The organism is Polaribacter sp. BAL334, assembly GCF_015767435.1.
GTDB lineage: Bacteria > Bacteroidota > Bacteroidia > Flavobacteriales > Flavobacteriaceae > Polaribacter.
This window is the reverse complement of record NZ_JADWOV010000208.1, coordinates 23933-42802: the sequence shown is the minus strand read 5'-3', so window position 1 is coordinate 42802 and position 18870 is coordinate 23933. Positions and strand designations below refer to the sequence as shown.

Below are 18870 nucleotides of genomic sequence, written 5' to 3'. Positions count from 1 at the left end.
AAAGTTCTTTTTAAAAAGGTACAAGATGTTATAAACAATAGAATGGATATACAAATTTAGCTTCCAGTTAAAGTTACTACTGATTAAAACACAACTTATTTAGTTATAGAAAACCCATTGGGTGTAATTATTTAAAATAAAAAAAATAAACATTTTAATGAAATTGACAATTTTGCTCAAACAAAAGTGTCACCTAAAATACTACATGAAATATTCCTCCACCTCAAAAAGCACTTTAAAATGAGTTAGAATTTTAGATTTTACATCTTGTACATCCACTTTTTTTCCCAATTCAGCTTCCATAGAGGTCACTGCTTTTCCACGAATGCCACAAGGAATGATGTTGTCAAAATAGCCCAAATCTACATTGGCATTTAAGGCAAAACCATGCATGGTCACCCAACGTGAGGAACGAATGCCCATTGCACAAATTTTTCGTGCAAATGGCGTGCCTACATCTAGCCAAACTCCTGTTTCGCCTGGGCTTCTTTCGCTTTTTAAGCCAAAATCAGCAAGGGTTAAAATGATGGTTTCTTCTAACAACCGAAGGTATTTGTGAATGTCTGTGAAAAAATTTTCCAAATCTAAAATAGGATAGCCTACAATTTGCCCAGGTCCATGATAGGTGATGTCTCCACCACGATTTATCTTGTAAAAAGTAGCTCCTTTTGCCGCTAATTGTTGTTCATTTAGGAGTAAATTACTCAAATCCCCACTTTTTCCAAGGGTATACACATGTGGATGTTCAACAAATAAAAAGTGGTTTTGGGTACTTTTTTGAAGTTGATTTTTACGGTTTTCGGTTTTTGTAGCAACGATTTCTTCAAGCAATTGGGATTGATACTCCCAAACTTCTTTGTAGTCTTTCAAACCAAGGTCAAGTAATTGTATTTTTCTGTTCATAATTAGAAAGCAAATTTAATTAATTCCTTATATTTGGAGGTTTAATAAGACTTAAAATTGTTATAATGAAATTCAAGCACTCCTATTTTCTATCCATATTTACTTTGTTTTTTGGATTTTCTGTTCAATCTCAACAACTTTGGAATGAGCTCAAATCACTAGAATATATCCCCAAAAGTAAGCCTCTCTATGAAAAAGATAATTTCCCGAAAAGCTATAAAGTGGTCACTTTTGAGTTTGATTTTTTTAAAAAATCAATAGCTCAACAAAAATCAACGAGTCAACAAATCATTGAATTGCCTGATGCAACAGGTCAATTAAAACGATTTACAATTAGAGAAACGTCTAATTTTGATGCGGAATTGCAACGTAAATTTCCAGAAATACAATCTTTTACTGCGCAAGGAATTGATGACGCAACTTCGGTTGCAAAAATCAGTATAGGAACAGATGGTTTTCATGCGGTGATTTTTTCTGGAAAACAAGAAACAGTTTACATTGATCCCTACACGAAAGACAACAAATCCTATTTGGTGTACAAAAGAAGCAGTTTATCCCCAGAAGAGGAAGATTTTAAATGTTTGGTGGAGGAAACCACTTCAAAAACAGCATTTTCTCCATTGGAATTTGCAAAAAATCCCAATGACGGGAAATTACGAACTTTTAGATTGGCATTGGTTTGTAGTGGAGAATATGCCGATTTTCATTTGGGACCCAATCAACAAAATATTCCGTCAACAGCAACTGACCAAGTAAAAAAGGCAGCTATTTTATCGGCAATGAATACTTCCATGACCAGAGTAAATGGTGTTTTTGAAAAGGATTTAGCTGTCAAAATGGTATTGGTAAGCAATAATGACCAGCTTATTTTTTTAGATAAAAATACCGATGGAATTACGGATGGAGATCCAGATACGATGATCAGTGAAGTGCAAACAAAATGTGACAATATCATTGGCAATGCCAACTATGATATTGGGCACATATTTAGTGTTGGAGGAGATGGTTTGGCAGGTTTGGGAGTGGTTTGTATTACTGGTCAAAAGGGAAGAGGAGTTACAGGAAGATCATCACCTGTTGGGGATGCCTATGATATAGATTTTGTGATTCATGAAATGGGACATCAGTTTGGTGCAAATCATACACAAAACAACAATTGTAATCGAAATAATTCAACAGCTATAGAACCAGGAAGCGCCTCTACCATTATGGGATATGCAGGAATTTGTGCTCCCAATGTTCAAAACCAAAGTGATGATTATTTTCATGCAGTGAGTATTGCTGAAATGTGGAACATCATTATAACCTCTGGTACTTGTGCAGCAATTACCAATACCAATAATGCTGCGCCTACAGCCAATGCAGGTGCTGATTATAGCATTCCAGCTTCAACCCCTTTTAAGTTGTCAGGAATTGCTACAGATGCCAATGGTTTGCAATCATTGACGTATAATTGGGAACAATTAGACAAAGAATCAGCTACAATGCCACCAATTGAAACAAATGCTGTTGGACCCATGTTTCGCTCATTGCCCTCAAAAACAACACCTACACGATTTTTTCCTGATATAACGACGGTAATTGCCGGAAATGGCAGCATAGGAAGTACTTGGGAACGCATTCCATCTGTTGCAAGAGAATTGAATTTCTCGTTTACAGTAAGAGACAATAACGCTGGAGGAGCAAGTTTGGCAAGAGATGATGTCAAAGTTACTGTTGTGAATGCCACTCCGTTTGCTGTTACTTCACAAAGCAGTTTTGTTTCCTATGATACTGGGACTACACAAACTGTAACATGGACAGTTGGCACCACTAAAGCTGCTCCAATCAATTGTCAAAATGTAAATATCAAATTGTCTATTGATGGAGGCTTGACATTTCCCATAACATTAAAATCAACGACATCTAATGACGGTTCAGAAACTATTGTTATTCCAGACAATGCAACACGTTCTGCAAGAATTATGGTAGAAGCCGCAGACAATATATTCTATCAAATAAATCCTATAAATTTTGAAATCAAATCAACCACTCCCACTTTTGTCTTGACTGATACAAGTGGTGTTCAATCGGTATGTAATATTGGAAATTTAACAGCAAGTTTTGTGTTAAATTTCGATTTTGTCAATGGATTTACCGAAACTGCAACGCTTTCAGCTACAGGTTTGCCTTCAGGTTCCGTGGCTAACTTTAGTCCCAACACCATCAATTCAGATGGAAATGTGACCCTAACAATCTCTAATTTGAATGGTGTTTCCGCACAAGATTATACCATTAGTGTGCAAGCAACAAGTGCATCTATTACTAAAAATGTTGACGTGACGCTAAAAGTAACTTCTTCCGAATTTGGTAAAATGATGTTGTTTTCACCTCAAAATAATGCTGTGAATGCTATACTGAGTCAGCAATTGCAATGGAATTTGGATGCCAATGCCACTTCGTATGATGTTCAAATTGCCTCAGATATCAATTTTTCAACAATTGTATCTTCAGGAAATGTGACTACCAATTCTTATACATCTACTAATTTATCAGGAAATACTACCTATTATTGGCGTATAAAACCTAAAAATGATTGTGGTGAAGGGAGTTTTTCAAATCCGTTTTCCTTTACGACTCTCATTCCATCCTATTGCGCGTCAACTTTTACGGATGAAGTAGGTGGAAAAGAGTATATATCCAATGTTACTTTCAATACTATTAATAATAATTCAGGAAATAATACAACTGGAGGCTATGAGAATTTTACTGCCATTTCAACCAATGTAAAAAGAGGAGATTCACATCCCATTTCTGTAACCTTAGACCCTGATGGATTTCAAGATCATGTCTTTGTATTTATTGATTGGAATCAAGATTTTGTTTTTGACAATGCTACTGAAAGATATTCTTTAGGAACAATTTCTGGGCTTATTGGGACTGCAACTGGTTCTATTACAGTGCCAAATGATGCTCGTTTTGGCCCTACAAGAATGCGCGTTATTATTGAATATAATGATCCTGATGATGGATTTGGAGAAGGTGCTTGCGATGCTGATCATTTGACAGAATGGGGAGAAACTGAAGATTATACAGTGATTGTTGACAATACAGCTTCTATTGGAGATGTTGCTTTTAGTAACTTTAACTTATTTCCCAATCCTACAAAAGGCACTTTTAAAGTTCAGTTTGATGCAGATGATTCTCAAAAAGTAAGTGTTCAATTATATGACATTACAGGAAGATTTATCGGAGAGAAAAACTATCAAAATAGTTCTTTATACTTTTCTGAAAATATTAATTTCGACAATCTTTCTTCAGGAATGTATTTGGTAAAAGTCAAAAACGGAACAAAACAAACCACAAGAAAATTGATGGTGGAATAGGTGTTTTAAGAGTATTTTGCCACGAATTCACGAATTTATGATGACTATGAATTCATTAAATTCGAATTTTCATCAAAGATGAAAACAATTTTGATGATAAATTTTTAAAAATTTGTGAATTCGTGGCGAAAAATCCAAGTAGGTATTGAATAAAATAATTGCATACTAGGATTAAGAGAATAAAAAAAGCCTCATAAATACATATTTATAAGGCTTTTTTTATAATTTTAGATTACCCTAAAAAAGGATATTTATAATCTTCTGGAGTTACAAACGTTTCTTTAATCAATCTTACAGATGTCCAACGCAATAAGTTTTGAGCAGAACCTGCTTTGTCATTGGTTCCTGAAGCTCTTGCACCTCCAAATGGTTGCTGACCCACAACAGCACCTGTTGGTTTGTCATTGATGTAAAAATTCCCAGCAGCATTTTCTAATGCTTTGGATGCTTTTTCAACGATGTATCTGTCTTTTGAAAAAATAGCACCTGTCAAAGCATATTCAGTAGATTCATCCACCAATTGCAAGGATTGTTCCCAATCAGCATCTTCATAAATATAAATGGTAATTACGGGTCCAAATAACTCTGTAGTCATGGTTGGATAGGTTGGAGATTTTGCAACAATCACAGTAGGTTCAATAAAATAACCTTTTGATTTGTCATAATTTCCACCAATGATAATTTCGGCATCTGCATCCTTTTTTGCAGCGTCAATATAACTTGCAATTTTGTCAAAAGAACCTTCGTGAATAACTGCATTTACAAAGTTTGAAGGGTCTTCAGGAGAACCCATTTTCAGTTCATTGGATTGGGAAATCAACTGTTTTTTTACTTCATCCCAAATGGAAGTAGGAATATACGCTCTTGAAGCCGCTGAACATTTTTGACCTTGATATTCAAAAGCACCTCTGGTAATGGCAGTGGCTACTTGCAATGGATTTGCAGAATTGTGTGCCCAAATGAAATCTTTTCCTCCAGTTTCTCCAACAATTCTTGGATAGGTTTTATAGGTATGAATGTTGTTTCCAATTTGTTTCCACAAGTTTTTGAAAACCGTAGTTGAACCCGTAAAATGCAATCCAGCAAAATCTGGAGAAGCCAAAATAGTATCTGTAATCATTACGGGATCACCATAAATGACATTGATAACGCCCTCTGGCAAACCAGCTTCTTTGAACAAATCAACAATGACTTGAGCAGAATACGCTTGATGATCAGAAGGTTTCCAAACCACCACATTTCCCATTAAAGCTGGAGCTGCACACAAATTTGCAGCAATGGATGTAAAGTTGAAAGGCGTTATTGCATACACAAAACCTTCCAAAGGTCTGTATTCAACTCGGTTCCAAATTCCAGGTGCAGAAGCAGGTTGATCTTTGAAAATATCGGTCATATATTCCACATTGAATCGGAAAAAATCTATCATTTCGCAGGCAGCATCAATTTCTGCTTGATGTACATTTTTAGATTGTGCAATCATTGTTGCAGCATTCATGCGGTTTCTATAAGGACCTGCTAACAATTCAGCGGCTTTTAAAAAAATAGAAGCACGTTCCATCCAACTGACGCTTGACCAAGCTTGTCTGGCAGCCAAAGCTGTTGCAATTGCTTGTTCTACATGACTTTTGTCTGCGTTATGAAATTGCCCAACAACCTGTTGATGATCATGAGGAGGTCTTATTTTTTTGGTGTTTCCAGTTCTAATTTCTTCACCATTGATATGCATTGGCACATCCACTGTTGTTGAAATCATTTTTTTGTACGTGGCTAATAATTCTTCTCTTTCTTTTGAACCAGGAGCATAGCCTTTTACAGGTTCGTTTACTGCTTTTGGAACATTAAAAAATCCTCTTGTCATTTTGTATGTTTTTTAGGTTTTGTACGACAAATTTTGAAGTCGTAAAGGTACAATTTTTATCAAACGTTTTCGTACTTTTCGGGCTTAAAATCATAATTATTTGAAATATAGTAGACACGAATTACACAAATTTCACGAACAATGATAGCTTCTAATTTCACTGATTATAATTGATTAGAATTTGTGAAATTTGAGAAATTAGTGTCTCTTTTTTTGTGATTTTTAAGACACGAATTGCACAAATTTCACGAATGGTGGAGTTTTTAATTTCACGAAAGATTGTTGAATAGCATTGGTGAAATTCGTGAAATTTGTGTCTAATTTTATTCTAAAAATAAGTGTCAAAGTAATAAAAAATATGTTTTTTAAATGTGTACTGTAAGTTTTTTGCCTCTTGAGAATGACAACTTTATCTTGACGTCCAATCGTGATGAAACGCCTTTGCGTAAAACGATTTCTCCAAAAATATATCAAGAAAATGATGTTGAGTTGCTCTATCCAAAAGATGCATTTGCAGGTGGAACTTGGATTGGTGCAAGCAATCGTAAAAGATTAGTTTGTTTGCTGAATGGCGCTTTTGAAAAACATCATCGAAAGGAATTTTATAGAAAAAGTAGGGGAATTATTGTAACAGAATTATTAGCTGTTGAGGATGCAGTTTCGGAAATTCATCAAACTCATTTTTTAGATATTGAACCTTTTACGTTGGTTTTAATTGATTTTAAAAAAGAATTAAAGGTTTTTGAATTGATTTGGGATGGTGAAAAAAAACACTTTCAGCAGTTGGATTTAACACCCAAAATTTGGTCTTCAGCAACTTTATACAATCAAGAAATGACATCAGAAAGAGAAGTTTGGTTTGCAGAATGGTTGCAAGAAAATAAGGTATTTTCGCAAGATAAAATTTTGACGTTTCATCAAGATGCTACCAAAGGAACTCAAGAAATTGCCCTAAAAATGAAGCGCACTTTTGTAGAAACTGTAAGTATTACATCCATCAAAAAAAGAGATAAAATTCTTAAAATGACTTATCTAGATTTGCTTGATGACGCTGTTATGCAAGTGCAAATGAAAATATAAAAAGTAAAGCAACTCCTATTGAAGCAACTATCAAAAAACTTAGATTCAATAAAATAAATTTTGCAAAGGTTTTGATATATCCTTGCTGATAAAAATTTTTCATAGCTAAAATCAAATACAATAAAAAAAGGATGATAAAAATCCACTCAGTAGGATTTAATCCAAAAATTTCTAGCAGTATAAAAATGGTAAACAGCATAAAAAATACAGTTTGCGTATGAAAAACAAAAATCAAATGATCTACATAGGTGTATTTTCTACGGATGTAAAAAAACTTTAAAAATAAGGTGAAAAAAGGTAAAAGAATGAACAAGGCAACTGAACCATAAGAAAGCATTTGACTAAAAAATCGTTCTCTATTTTCTTCACTTTCGTTAAACGAGTTGACAGCTTTTACTCTTGTATACAAAAATCGATTCGTAAAATTTTTCTCAAATTTTAAAGAATCTAAAGCGTCATCCATAGGCATATCTGGATTTTTTTGATTAAATACGCCAAATTTATCCAATCTTGTAACTCCACCAAATTGAATTATTACATCTTCTTTGTTTGATTTTGTGGTGTCTTTAGCTTCTTTTTCTATTTCTTCAAGTGCTGTTTTCTTTACTACATCAGGAATAAAAGGTTTGTCTAGTTGTGCATTGGTCTTTTTAATGATTGAATCAATATTCTTTTTAGTAGCTTTTTCTGATTTCTTTACTGTTTTTTTTGTAAAAGTAGTTTTACTTTCTTTTGCAAATGATTCGTATTTTTTCTTGGTGATAGACAATCCCACCAATAAAAAAAAGATGATAGAAACCGCTAAATAAAACCGAAAAGGATTGGTGTAACGCTGTCTTTTTCCTTCAATATAATCTCTAGAAACTTTGCCTGGTTTTATTAAAAGTGGAATTAAAGTGCGCCAAAACTTTGCATCAAAATTGAAAAATCCATTAAAAAGTTCGTGAACAAAACTTTTGAAAGTAATTTTACTTCCTTTGTTTTCTTGACCACATTCAGGACAAAAATTTTCGTGCCCAGAGAATGGATGACCGCAATTCAAACAAGAAGCATCTTGAATTTTTAGGGCAGTATTTTTTCTTTTTACTAGTTTGATAACGTAGGAATTATGAGTTGAAACGTAGGTATGTAAACTTTGAATTCTTCTAAAGTATGAACATCAATCATTACATAATGTCCTTTCATGGCACCAATTGTTGATTCTAAAAAGCAACCAGAACTGTAAGAATAGGATTCACTTGGTCTTAATAAAGGCGTTTGTCCAATAACACCTTCCCCTGTTACAATTTCAATTTTTTGTAAAGAATCATAAATATTCCAATATCTTTCTTTTAGTTGAACCGTTTGAGGAGAATTATTTTCGATAGTGATGTGGTAGGCAAAAATATAATACAAACGATTATTTCTGTAACTAGAACCATTGAAATCAGTTCTTACAGTAATTTTTATCCCTTTTGTGATTTGTTCTACCATAAACGTAAATATAGTTTTTTTATCATTAAAAACAAGTTTTTTTTCGCTACCTATTTTGACTGAAACTACTCATGCCAACACCAACAACTCTGTCATACAAAGCACCAAAAGCTTTGAAATAAAAAAGCACTTTGTATTCGTTTTCTGTTTCGAAAAACGAACCCATAATTTCATTTTTATCAATGACATTATTTTTGTCAACAGTTACGTAAGCATAATTGTAAAACCCTTGTTTTAAAAGGATTTCTCCTAAATAGCTATTTGTATTTGGACTATAATATAGTTTATTTTCTTCTTCTATTTGGAAATTATTAAAGGCACCAAACACATAAACATCTTTGTTTGCATAAGGCTCCTCTGTTAACAAAGTAAAATGCATCATGGCATAATCTGCTTCTGTGGCAGTGTCACTTCCTTCCAAAGTTCTGATGGCAAATTGCCCATTGATATCAGGATTGTATTTATATGTTTGGAATGTTTTTACATCAGTTGGATACAAATAATGATGAAAAATATCTCTTCTTTCCACTTTGACAACATTCAAACTATTATTTCTGATGATTTTTGTATCGAAATTCAAATATTCATTTCCTCCCCAAAAATTGGTATTGTTATTATAGGAATATCGCAACACATTTTGTTGAAAAAATGTAGGTTGCAAACCTGTAATTGTTTCGTTCCAATTTTCATTTTTTAGGATGACAACATTCACCTCTTGAGAAGGATTATTGATGCGTAATTTGGGATGGCTCACTACAAATTCAACAGTTTGTTGTGTTTGCAATGCTTTTGCATTTCTACTTCTTGACACATTTACACCCACAGTAACTTCATTTTCATACAGTACAAATCGTCTTGAAAAAACAACTTCGTCATCATCATTTAAAACCGATAACAAGTAATTGCCACTTTTGGTAATCACCGAATTTTGATTCGGAATTTGTACGGAATAATGCGTATAGTTCTGAAAAGTATTGAAAGAATTGGTGATTGTGTTGATGTTATTTTGATCAAAACCGTTAATATATTGGCTTGAAAGCAATCTGCTTGGTTGCCAGTCATGCGTCATGTGTTGAATTTTGTATTGATATTCTTTATTGTCATTATCCAAATCATCAAAAGACAATTCAAGCACCGTTCCTAGAGGTACAATTGCCGAAAAATTATTTTCTTGCAAAGGTCTTAATTGAATAGATTTGATGTTTTGCGAGAAAATAGTCACGCAAAAAAAAGTAAAAAAGATTGAGAATACTTGTGACTTCATGATACAAATATAACATTGAATTCTCATAAATATCAAATTTTGAGCCAAAAATAGCCAATTGGATAGGTGCTAAAAATCATAATTTAGAATTATTATAAATAATAAATTTAAGAAAATTTATGTAAAAATTTATTTAATAAATGATGTGTAAAGCCTTAAATTTGCATGATTTTTTTAGATAACTAAAATTCCAATTTACTATGTCAAAGGACATTCGTATTAAAAAAGGCTTAGATATTAAGCTTGTTGGTGTTGCAGAAAAGACCACTACTCAATCTTCTTTAAGTAGTGTGTATGCAATTAAACCAGAAGATTTCCACGGAATTACACCCAAATTAATTGCTAGAGAAGGCGCAAAAGTAAAAGCTGGTGAAGCACTTTTTTATTCTAAAAGTGATGAGCGAATTTTATTTCCAAGTCCTGTTTCTGGCACAGTAACTGAGGTGGTTCGTGGTGAAAGAAGAAAAGTATTAACTGTTAAAATTGCTGCTGACGCTCAACAAGATTTCAAAGATTTTGGAAAAAAAGAGGTTTCAGGAATGACCGCAGAAGAAGTGAAAACACATCTTTTTGCAGCAGGTTGTTGGCCATTTATCAAACAACGTCCTTATGATGTTGTGGCAAATCCAAATCAAGCGCCCAAAGCAATTTTTATTTCAGCCTACGCAAGTGCGCCTTTGGCAGCTGACTTAGATTATACTTTGGCAGGTAAAGAAGCTGAATTACAAGCCGCTATTACTGCAATCTCAAAATTGACAACTGGCAAAGTACATGTTTCTGTAGGAGAAAATAGCAATTCGCCTTTTGCAAAATTGACGGGTTTTGAATTGCACAAGGTTTCAGGACCACATCCATCAGGAAATGTTGGGACTCAAATTGCAAAAATTGATCCGATTAATAAAGGAGAAGTTGTTTGGGTGGTAACACCTCAAGATTTGGTAATAATAGGAGAATTATTATTGACCGGAAAATTCAATGCTACCAGAATTGTTGCATTGACAGGGTCTAAATTCTCAAAACCACAGTATGTTTCTGCTATTATTGGAGCATCAGTTGCTGATTTTACGAAAGGAAATTTAGATACGGATAACACAAGAATTGTTTCTGGAAACGTTTTATCAGGAACCAAAATAAAAGAAACAGGATTTTTAAGATATTATGACAACCAAATCACAGCCATTCCTGAAGGAAATGATTATGAATTTTTTGGTTGGAACAAACCTGTTTTTGACAAAGTTTCAACAACAAGAGCGTTTACTTTTTCATGGTTGAATCCCAATAAAAAGTACGATTTAACGACCAATACCAATGGTGAACACAGAGCCTTTGTAGTTACAGGTTCTTACGAAGCCGTTTTTCCTTTAGACATTTATCCAATGCAATTATTGAAAGCATTTATGTATAAAGATTTAGATGAAATGGAAGCGTTAGGGGGTTATGAAGTAGCTCCTGAAGATTTTGCGTTGACCGAATTTATTTGTGTGTCAAAACAGCCACATCAAAAAATAATTCGCGAAGGTTTAGATTTAATGAGACAAGAATTAGGATAAGAATATGAGCTTAAAACAAAATTTACACAATTTAAAAGAAAAGTATAAAGGCACCAAAATGGCTCCTGCTTTTAATGCCATTCATACTTTTTTATACATGCCAAATGATGTGACTCATGGAGGAACTCATATAAAAGCGGCAGATGATTTGAAACGAACGATGAACATGGTAATCCTTTCTTTGATTCCTTGTTTGATTTTCGGAATGTTCAATGCTGGATATCAACATTATGCAGCAATTGATCCATCACTAAGAACAGATGTTTTAGCAAACTTTTTTACGTTTGATAATCTTTGGATTGGAATCATAAAAGTGTTGCCTCTAGTCATTGTTTCTTATGCAGTAGGACTTGGAGTGGAATTTATTTTTGCCATCATCAAAGGTCATGAAGTAGAAGAAGGATATTTAGTAACTGGAATGTTAGTCCCATTAATTGTACCTGTTGATACACCACTTTGGATGTTATCAGTTGCTGTAGTTTTTGGAGTAGTAATAGGAAAAGAAGTTTTTGGAGGAACAGGAATGAACATTCTAAATCCTGCATTAACCATCAGAGCATTCTTGTTTTTTGCCTATCCAACATGGATGTCTGGAGATAAGGTTTGGGTTTATGATGCAGTCAATAGAGCAGGAACTCCTGATGCGATTTCAGGTGAAACTATTTTAGGAAGTTATGCACAAAACCAAGAAGTAATTTATTCGACTTTTGATAAATTCTTTGGATTTATTCCAGGTTCAGTAGGAGAAACTTCTACCTTTTTAATCCTTTTAGGTGCTGCATTTTTGATTTTTACTAAAATAGGAAGTTGGAGAATTATCGTTTCCACATTCTTAGGAGCTGCAGCCATGGGAATGATTTTTAATCAAGTAGTTGCGGCAGATATCATTACGTCATCAAGCAAGTTTTATGGATTGATGAGCACAGCTTGGTGGGAACATTTAATGATTGGTGGTTTGGCATTTGGTGCTGTTTACATGGCAACAGATCCTGTAACTGCTTCACAAACCAACAAAGGAAAATGGATTTACGGATTTTTAATTGGGTTTATTTCCATTATGATTCGAGTATTCAATCCAGCCTATCCAGAAGGAGTATTTTTAGCAATCTTATTGATGAACGTTTTTGCACCAACCATAGATCATTATGTAGTGCAAGCGAATGTAAAAAATAGATTGAAACGTGCTAAAGTTAAAACTGCCTAATCATGAGTAAGAAAACAGATAGTAATGTATATACCGTAATTTTTGCCATTATCATGGTAGTCATTGTGGGTTCAGTATTGGCGTATTTTGCAACATCATTAAAGCCAAATATTGATGAAAATAAGCGAATAGAAAAGCAACAAAATATTTTGTATGCAATGGGTATCAATGAAAATGATGAATCCAGTGCCAACTTTGTAGCTGCTTCTGTTGCAGGAAAAGAGTTTTCTAAGTTTGTAAAAGAACAATTCGTACTTGAAGTAAAAGATGATAAAGTCATCAAGTTACAAACCAGAAAAGAATACATGGATGAAAATAGTGGGCAAGAACCCTATTTGATTGATGTAAAAAAACAACAATCTTTAGCAAAAGAGGGAAAAACAAGAAAATTACCTTTGTTTGTTGGAGAAAAAGAGGGAAAAACATTTTATGTTGCTCCTATTTATGGAAAAGGACTTTGGGATGCCATTTGGGGATATGTAGCCTTGGACCAAAACATGGTCATTCAAGGAGCTTATTTTGATCATAAAGGAGAAACTCCAGGTTTGGGTGCAAACATCACACAACGTTATTTTATGGATGATTTTATTGGTGAACATTTGTTGACAGATGAAGGAGACTTTAAAGGAGTTACTGTTGCTAAAGGAAATAACGATCCAAAAAACGAACGAAAAACAGATTATAAAGTAGATGCAATAGCTGGTGCAACCATTACAGGCGATGGTGTTACTGCAATGATAAAATCTGATTTACAATTATATGTACCTTATTTTCAATCATTAAAAAATTAAATTATGGGACTTTTATCAAAAAAAGATACAGCATTACTTATAGACCCGTTAGCAGATAATAATCCAATTACGATTCAAGTTTTAGGAATTTGTTCGGCATTAGCAATCACAGCTGAATTGAAAGCTTCTATTGTAATGGCGATTTCTGTAATGTTTGTATTGGCTTTAGGAAACGTGGTAATTTCTTTAATGAGAAATATCATTCCATCAAAAATCAGAATTATTGTTCAATTAGTTGTTGTAGCAGCTTTGGTAATCATTGTGGATTTGGTTTTAAAAGCCTTTGCATACGAATTGAGCAAAACACTTTCTGTTTTTGTAGGATTGATTATTACCAACTGTATCATCATGGGACGTTTTGAAGCTTTTGCTTTGGGAAATAGTCCTTGGAGATCTTTCTTAGACGGAATTGGAAATGCTGCAGGATATGGGTTAATTCTTATAATTGTTGGTTTTTTCAGAGAATTATTAGGCTCAGGAACCTTATTAGGATTTAAAGTTTTAGGAGACCCAATAGAAAAATCAGGATTGTATGCAATTGGTTATGAAAACAACGGATTTATGTTGTTATCTCCAATGGCATTGATAGTTGTAGGAGTCATCATTTGGATTCAACGTTCAAGAAATAAAGCATTAATAGAGGAAAATTAATAAAGTTAACAGTACTCAGTCACAGTTTACATGTAAATGTTCACTAAAAACTGAAAACCGAAAACTGAAAACTAAATAATATGGAACACATAGAATTATTTTTTAAATCGATATTTATAGACAACATGGTTTTTGCCACTTTCTTAGGAATGTGTTCATACCTTGCTGTTTCCAAAAAAGTTTCTACAGCAGTAGGATTGGGTGCTGCAGTAATTTTCGTATTGGCAGTTACAGTTCCATTGAACTGGTTGTTAGATCAATACATCTTGAAAGAAGGAGCATTGGTTTGGTTAGGTCCAGAATTTGCAAGTTATGATTTGAGTTTCTTATCCTTCATCATGTTTATTGCAACGATTGCAACCATGGTGCAATTGGTAGAAATCATTGTAGAAAAATTTTCACCTGCTTTATACAATTCATTGGGAATTTTCTTACCGCTAATTGCTGTAAACTGTGCCATTTTAGGAGGAAGTTTATTCATGCAATCACGTGAAATTCCTACATTAGGATTGGCGTTAACTTATGGAGTAGGTTCAGGAATTGGGTGGTTTTTAGCGATATTAGCGATTGCTGCCATTCGTGAAAAAATCAGATATTCAAGTGTTCCACCCGCATTGAGAGGATTGGGAATCACCTTTATCATTACTGGATTGATGGCCATTGGATTTATGAGTTTTGGAGGTATGCTTACAGGTGGTGATGAAAAACCTGCTGAAAAACCTGCAGTAAAAGCAGTCATTAAAAAGCAAGAAATTAAAAAAGAAGACACGAAAGACATCGTAGCTAAAAACACAACTTTAAACGAATAGTAGCATGATATTAGCAACAGGCATAACAGGAACTATTTTTGCAACAGTAACAGCTTTTTTAATCATATCTTTGATTTTAATAGCATTGTTATTATTTGTAAAACAAAAGTTATCACCTTCTGGTCCAGTAACTATTACCATCAATGGTGAAAAGAAAATTCAAGTTGCTTCAGGGAGCACACTTTTGACTACCTTAGGAAATGAAAAAATATTTTTACCTTCAGCTTGTGGTGGTGGAGGTTCATGCATTCAATGTGAATGTCACGTTTTAGAAGGTGGAGGAGAAGCATTACCAACAGAAACGCCTCATTTTACCAAAAAAGAATTGAAATCTGGAGCACGTTTGGCATGTCAAGTAAAAGTAAAACAAGACATGAATATCACCATTCCTGAAGAAGTTTTTGGGATTAAAAAATGGGCAGGAACCGTTGTTAGAAATTACAATGTTGCTTCCTTTATCAAAGAATTTGTAGTAGAAATTCCTGAAGACATGGGATATAAAGCAGGAGGATATATTCAAATTGAAATTCCTCAGTGCGAAATAAAATACTCAGATATTGACATTACTGCACATCCAGAAGAACATGAAACTCCTGATAAATTTCAAGCAGAATGGGATAAATTTGGGTTGTGGTCTTTAGTGATGAAAAATAATGAAACTGTAGAACGTGCTTATTCTATGGCGTCTTTTCCAGCAGAAGGAAGAGAAATCATGTTGAATGTTCGTATTGCAACACCACCTTGGGATAGAGCAAAAAATGGTTGGATGGACGTAAATCCAGGAGTAGCATCGTCATTTATCTTTGCTCAAAAACCAGGAGATAAAGTGACCATTTCAGGTCCTTATGGTGAATTTTTCATCAATGAGTCAGACTCAGAAATGTTATATGTTGGTGGTGGTGCAGGAATGGCTCCAATGCGTTCTCACTTATACCACTTGTTCAAAACATTGAAAACGGGTAGAAAAGTTACCTATTGGTATGGAGGTCGTTCAAAAAGAGAGTTGTTCTATATTGATCACTTCAAATCTTTAGAAAGAGATTTTCCAAACTTTAAATTCTATTTAGCCTTATCTGAGCCTTTGCCAGAAGATAATTGGAAAGTGAAAAAAGACATCAATGATGAAGGAGATGGATTTGTTGGATTTATCCACAATTGTGTGATTGACAATTATTTAAGCAAACACGATTCTCCAGAAGATATCGAATTGTATTTTTGTGGACCACCATTGATGAACAAAGCTGTTCAAAAAATGGGTGAAGATTTTGGAATCCCAGATGAAAATATTCGTTTTGATGATTTTGGTGGATAAGAAATCAATCCAATTTAAAATAAAAAAAATCGGTTTAAGAATCCTTAAACCGATTTTTTTTTATGCCAATAAAGTTTCAAGATGATAGGTTGGCTCGCCATTTTCTTGTTCAAAAAGTTTTGAATAATCCATGACATTTTCAATATTGTCAAATTGACAGAGCAAACCTACAACAGCCACTAATCCATCAAACAAAACCTCTTTGGATGTTGGGAATAATGGTCTTTTATTGTAATGACATAAAGGAGTTTTAAACCCACAAGCTTCCAAAAATACTTTTTCAATGTGTAAAATTTCAGAAGGAGAATATCCATTAAATTTTCTACCCAAATTTTCATGAACTCTCCCAACATAACTCAGTTTTAACGAACCATGCCCTTCCGTTAGAATTTTCCAACTATCATGATTGTCCAAGATATTACCCACTGCACATGCTTTGCAATCCTCAGGATTCAGCAAGTTTTTGTGATACGCATTGTATAATTTGATGAGAGCTTGTTCTAATCTTTTCGTTGTTTTCATGTGTTCAAAATTTTTACTAATTTAAGAAATAAGATTTAGAAATCATATTAAGAAAAATTTATCATTGTATTTAGAATAAAATTAAATTATACTCTCGTAAGGTTTTTTTCTGAAATGATTAAATTGTATTTTTGATTCCCAAAATCATCTGAATGAAAAAGATTCAAAAAATATTATTCAAAGAAAAATACGTCAAAATAAAACTCAAAAATATTGCCACAAACCATCTGGAATTGAAGGCGAAAATCAATGATATCAAAGGGCGTTTTATTTTAGATACAGGAGCTTCCAACTCTTGTGTTGGATTGGATAGGATTGAATTTTTTAAGTTGGATGCGACAGAAAGTGATACAAAAGCGGCTGGTGCAGGAGCAATTGATATGGAAACGCAAGAATCTAAACATAATTCTTTAAAAATTGGCGATTGGAAAACCAAGGATTGTCATTTAGTATTGTTCAATTTATCGCATGTAAATACGGCATTGGTGCAGCACAATGCGAAAGAAGTTCATGGTATCATTGGAGCAGATATTTTACGACAAGGAAAAGCATTTATTGACTACAATAAAAATGTATTGTATTTAAAAAAAATAAAAAAATAATATAAAAACGATTGAATATGAGTTTGCAAGTACAAGTGATGGATAAAATGAAAGAGGCTATGAAAGCAAAAGATACTGTTGCTTTACAAGCCTTAAGAGCTGTAAAAGCTGCCTTTTTATTAGCAAAAACCGAAACAGGAGCGCAATCAGAATTGACTGAGGAGCAAGAAATAAAAATTATTCAAAAGCAAGTAAAACAGCGAAAAGACAGTGTAGCCATATACTTACAACAAGGGAGAGAAGATTTAGCAACACCTGAGCAAGCTGAAATTGCTGTTTTAGAGCAATTTTTACCAAAAGCACTTTCAGAGGACGAAGTTTCGAATGTGGTTTTAGCAACAATCAGTGAGCTTGGTGCGTCAGGAATGCAAGATATGGGAAAAGTAATGGGTGTTGTTTCTAAAAAATTAGCGGGTCAAGCAGATGGTAAAATGATTGCTGATTTGGTAAAAAAACATTTAGCGTAGTATATATTTGGCTCCATACCTGCCTGCCGCAGGTAGGGCTGCCTGCGGCAGGCAGGGTTCAATTGGATACTCGCCTGCCGTAGGCAGGGAATATCAGATTTCTAAATTTAAAGGATTACAATATGTATGTTGTTTACGTAATACAAAGTGAAAGAGATAAAAGGCTTTATAAAGGTTTTACAAATGATTTAGAGAAAAGAATAAAAGAACATAATTCGAAAAAGACAGCTTCAACAAAAGCATATACTCCTTGGGTTTTAGTTTATTTCGAAGAAGTGACCGATAGAACAGCTGCAAGGGAAAGAGAAAAATATTTAAAATCAGGAATAGGAAGAGAATATCTAAAAAAAATAATTAAAAAGGCTCCATAGTTCAATTGGATAGAATATCAGATTTCGGCTCTGACGGTTGAAGGTTCGAATCCTTCTGGAGTCACAAATTAACCTTCAGCTTTATTTAAGTTGGAGGTTTTTTTATGATGTAAAATTTCAATAACTGATAAATATCATTATTTCCAAGAAGCAAATTCATCACCTTTGAATCTCATAAAAATAATTATAATTACACATGAAAAGAGAATACTTTGTTTCTGAGATTATGACAAGAAATCTAATTACCCTCAATATCAATGATCAATTAGGTGACGCAAAAAAGATTTTTGAAGAAAAATTAATTAGACACATTCCCATAGTTTCGGATAAAGCAATCATTGGGATGTTGAGTTATGTTGATTTTCTAAAAGTGAGTTTTCCTGATGTTACTTTGGATGAAAAAAACATTGAAGCTTATGTATATGATATGTTTTCTATTGAACAAGTTATGACTAAAAACTTGTTTATGGTGCCACCAAATTCGACCATCAAAGAAGTAGGAATGTTATTGGCTGAAAAAGCATTTCATGCATTGCCAGTGGTGGAAGATGATGAATTAGTAGGCATTGTCACCACTACCGATTTGATTAAATTCCTAGTAAAACATATGTAATACTTTATAAAGAAGAGGAAGATTTCCGATAAAAT

General features: G+C 33.6%; 18 protein-coding genes and 1 tRNA gene. 13 read left to right on the top strand and 6 right to left on the bottom strand.

Going from position 1 to position 18870, the window contains the following annotated elements; translation table 11 throughout:
• Window positions 1-201: 201 nt before the first annotated feature.
• Window positions 202-903, bottom strand: coding sequence for a lipoyl(octanoyl) transferase LipB (lipB, locus tag IU405_RS01810; RefSeq protein WP_197436918.1), 702 nt, complete (start codon window positions 901-903; stop codon window positions 202-204).
• A gap of 65 nt (window positions 904-968) precedes the next feature.
• Between lipB and IU405_RS01805 the strand changes: the two genes are divergently transcribed.
• Window positions 969-4268: a reprolysin-like metallopeptidase gene (locus IU405_RS01805; protein ID WP_197436917.1), complete on the top strand. Its 3300-nt coding sequence runs from the start codon at window positions 969-971 to the stop codon at window positions 4266-4268.
• 232 nt (window positions 4269-4500) lie between these two features.
• Here IU405_RS01805 and pruA read toward each other — a convergent pair whose 3' ends face one another.
• A complete protein-coding gene (gene pruA, locus IU405_RS01800; RefSeq protein WP_197436916.1) occupies window positions 4501-6126 on the bottom strand; it encodes an L-glutamate gamma-semialdehyde dehydrogenase in 1626 nt (541 codons plus the stop codon).
• Between the two features lie 369 nt (window positions 6127-6495).
• On the opposite strand from pruA, the gene IU405_RS01795 reads away from it, so the two are divergent.
• Entirely contained in the window at window positions 6496-7206 is a 711-nt protein-coding gene (locus IU405_RS01795; protein ID WP_197436915.1) for an NRDE family protein, read from the top strand.
• Here the strand turns inward: IU405_RS01795 and IU405_RS01790 are convergent.
• Genes IU405_RS01790 through IU405_RS01780 form a run of 3 tightly spaced genes read right to left on the bottom strand, consistent with a single transcriptional unit; the run spans window position 7181 to window position 9943 of the window.
• Window positions 7181-8248, bottom strand: coding sequence for a DUF3667 domain-containing protein (locus IU405_RS01790; protein ID WP_197436914.1), 1068 nt, complete (start codon window positions 8246-8248; stop codon window positions 7181-7183). The genes IU405_RS01795 and IU405_RS01790 overlap by 26 nt on opposite strands.
• Window positions 8249-8292: 44 nt before the next feature.
• Window positions 8293-8679 (bottom strand): Co2+/Mg2+ efflux protein ApaG, encoded by a 387-nt coding sequence (gene apaG / locus IU405_RS01785; protein ID WP_197436913.1) that lies wholly within the window; start codon window positions 8677-8679, stop codon window positions 8293-8295.
• A gap of 46 nt (window positions 8680-8725) precedes the next feature.
• Entirely contained in the window at window positions 8726-9943 is a 1218-nt protein-coding gene (locus IU405_RS01780) for a DUF5103 domain-containing protein (RefSeq protein WP_197436912.1), read from the bottom strand.
• Window positions 9944-10143: 200 nt separating this feature from the next.
• Between IU405_RS01780 and IU405_RS01775 the strand changes: the two genes are divergently transcribed.
• From IU405_RS01775 to nqrF, 6 genes are all read left to right on the top strand, one after another.
• Entirely contained in the window at window positions 10144-11493 is a 1350-nt protein-coding gene (locus tag IU405_RS01775; protein WP_197436911.1) for a Na(+)-translocating NADH-quinone reductase subunit A, read from the top strand.
• Window positions 11494-11497: 4 nt separating this feature from the next.
• Window positions 11498-12697 carry an NADH:ubiquinone reductase (Na(+)-transporting) subunit B gene (locus IU405_RS01770; RefSeq protein WP_197436910.1) on the top strand — a complete coding sequence of 400 codons (1200 nt, stop codon included), beginning with the start codon at window positions 11498-11500 and terminating at the stop codon, window positions 12695-12697.
• 2 nt (window positions 12698-12699) lie between these two features.
• Window positions 12700-13488, top strand: coding sequence for a Na(+)-translocating NADH-quinone reductase subunit C (locus tag IU405_RS01765; RefSeq protein ID WP_197436909.1), 789 nt, complete (start codon window positions 12700-12702; stop codon window positions 13486-13488).
• A 3-nt stretch (window positions 13489-13491) separates the two neighbouring features.
• Window positions 13492-14139 (top strand): NADH:ubiquinone reductase (Na(+)-transporting) subunit D, encoded by a 648-nt coding sequence (locus IU405_RS01760; protein ID WP_197436908.1) that lies wholly within the window; start codon window positions 13492-13494, stop codon window positions 14137-14139.
• An 80-nt stretch (window positions 14140-14219) separates the two neighbouring features.
• Window positions 14220-14948 (top strand): NADH:ubiquinone reductase (Na(+)-transporting) subunit E, encoded by a 729-nt coding sequence (gene nqrE, locus IU405_RS01755; RefSeq protein WP_197436907.1) that lies wholly within the window; start codon window positions 14220-14222, stop codon window positions 14946-14948.
• 4 nt (window positions 14949-14952) lie between these two features.
• On the top strand, window positions 14953-16260 hold the full coding sequence (nqrF, locus tag IU405_RS01750) for an NADH:ubiquinone reductase (Na(+)-transporting) subunit F (protein WP_197436906.1): 1308 nt from the start codon (window positions 14953-14955) through the stop codon (window positions 16258-16260).
• Between the two features lie 60 nt (window positions 16261-16320).
• Here nqrF and IU405_RS01745 read toward each other — a convergent pair whose 3' ends face one another.
• Window positions 16321-16782 (bottom strand): Na(+)-translocating NADH-quinone reductase subunit F, encoded by a 462-nt coding sequence (locus IU405_RS01745; protein WP_197436905.1) that lies wholly within the window; start codon window positions 16780-16782, stop codon window positions 16321-16323.
• A 152-nt stretch (window positions 16783-16934) separates the two neighbouring features.
• On the opposite strand from IU405_RS01745, the gene IU405_RS01740 reads away from it, so the two are divergent.
• From IU405_RS01740 to IU405_RS01720, 5 genes are all read left to right on the top strand, one after another.
• The gene (locus tag IU405_RS01740) at window positions 16935-17384 is read left to right on the top strand and encodes a retropepsin-like aspartic protease (protein WP_197436904.1); all 450 of its coding nucleotides are present in this window, start codon (window positions 16935-16937) and stop codon (window positions 17382-17384) included.
• Window positions 17385-17401: 17 nt separating this feature from the next.
• Complete coding sequence (locus tag IU405_RS01735) at window positions 17402-17851, top strand: GatB/YqeY domain-containing protein (protein WP_197436903.1); 450 nt, start codon at window positions 17402-17404, stop codon at window positions 17849-17851.
• A 122-nt stretch (window positions 17852-17973) separates the two neighbouring features.
• Window positions 17974-18222 carry a GIY-YIG nuclease family protein gene (locus IU405_RS01730; RefSeq protein ID WP_197436902.1) on the top strand — a complete coding sequence of 83 codons (249 nt, stop codon included), beginning with the start codon at window positions 17974-17976 and terminating at the stop codon, window positions 18220-18222.
• A tRNA-Arg gene (locus tag IU405_RS01725) sits at window positions 18213-18286 on the top strand. The genes IU405_RS01730 and IU405_RS01725 overlap by 10 nt, the downstream gene beginning before the upstream one ends.
• A gap of 132 nt (window positions 18287-18418) precedes the next feature.
• A complete protein-coding gene (locus IU405_RS01720) occupies window positions 18419-18835 on the top strand; it encodes a CBS domain-containing protein (protein WP_197436901.1) in 417 nt (138 codons plus the stop codon).
• Window positions 18836-18870: the final 35 nt, after the last annotated feature.

Bases quoted from the DNA above. Each gene is read 5' to 3' on its own strand.
- IU405_RS01805 (WP_197436917.1), top strand. From the start codon at position 969: ATGAAATTCAAGCACTCCTATTTTCTATCCATATTTACTTTGTTTTTT.
- nqrF (WP_197436906.1), top strand. From the start codon at position 14,953: ATGATATTAGCAACAGGCATAACAGGAACTATTTTTGCAACAGTAACA.
- IU405_RS01770 (WP_197436910.1), top strand. From the start codon at position 11,498: ATGAGCTTAAAACAAAATTTACACAATTTAAAAGAAAAGTATAAAGGC.
- IU405_RS01735 (WP_197436903.1), top strand. From the start codon at position 17,402: ATGAGTTTGCAAGTACAAGTGATGGATAAAATGAAAGAGGCTATGAAA.
- IU405_RS01760 (WP_197436908.1), top strand. From the start codon at position 13,492: ATGGGACTTTTATCAAAAAAAGATACAGCATTACTTATAGACCCGTTA.
- pruA (WP_197436916.1), bottom strand. From the start codon at position 6,126: ATGACAAGAGGATTTTTTAATGTTCCAAAAGCAGTAAACGAACCTGTA.
- IU405_RS01780 (WP_197436912.1), bottom strand. From the start codon at position 9,943: ATGAAGTCACAAGTATTCTCAATCTTTTTTACTTTTTTTTGCGTGACT.
- IU405_RS01720 (WP_197436901.1), top strand. From the start codon at position 18,419: ATGAAAAGAGAATACTTTGTTTCTGAGATTATGACAAGAAATCTAATT.
- lipB (WP_197436918.1), bottom strand. From the start codon at position 903: ATGAACAGAAAAATACAATTACTTGACCTTGGTTTGAAAGACTACAAA.
- nqrE (WP_197436907.1), top strand. From the start codon at position 14,220: ATGGAACACATAGAATTATTTTTTAAATCGATATTTATAGACAACATG.
- IU405_RS01730 (WP_197436902.1), top strand. From the start codon at position 17,974: ATGTATGTTGTTTACGTAATACAAAGTGAAAGAGATAAAAGGCTTTAT.
- IU405_RS01775 (WP_197436911.1), top strand. From the start codon at position 10,144: ATGTCAAAGGACATTCGTATTAAAAAAGGCTTAGATATTAAGCTTGTT.
- IU405_RS01795 (WP_197436915.1), top strand. From the start codon at position 6,496: ATGTGTACTGTAAGTTTTTTGCCTCTTGAGAATGACAACTTTATCTTG.
- apaG (WP_197436913.1), bottom strand. From the start codon at position 8,679: ATGGTAGAACAAATCACAAAAGGGATAAAAATTACTGTAAGAACTGAT.
- IU405_RS01765 (WP_197436909.1), top strand. From the start codon at position 12,700: ATGAGTAAGAAAACAGATAGTAATGTATATACCGTAATTTTTGCCATT.
- IU405_RS01745 (WP_197436905.1), bottom strand. From the start codon at position 16,782: ATGAAAACAACGAAAAGATTAGAACAAGCTCTCATCAAATTATACAAT.
- IU405_RS01740 (WP_197436904.1), top strand. From the start codon at position 16,935: ATGAAAAAGATTCAAAAAATATTATTCAAAGAAAAATACGTCAAAATA.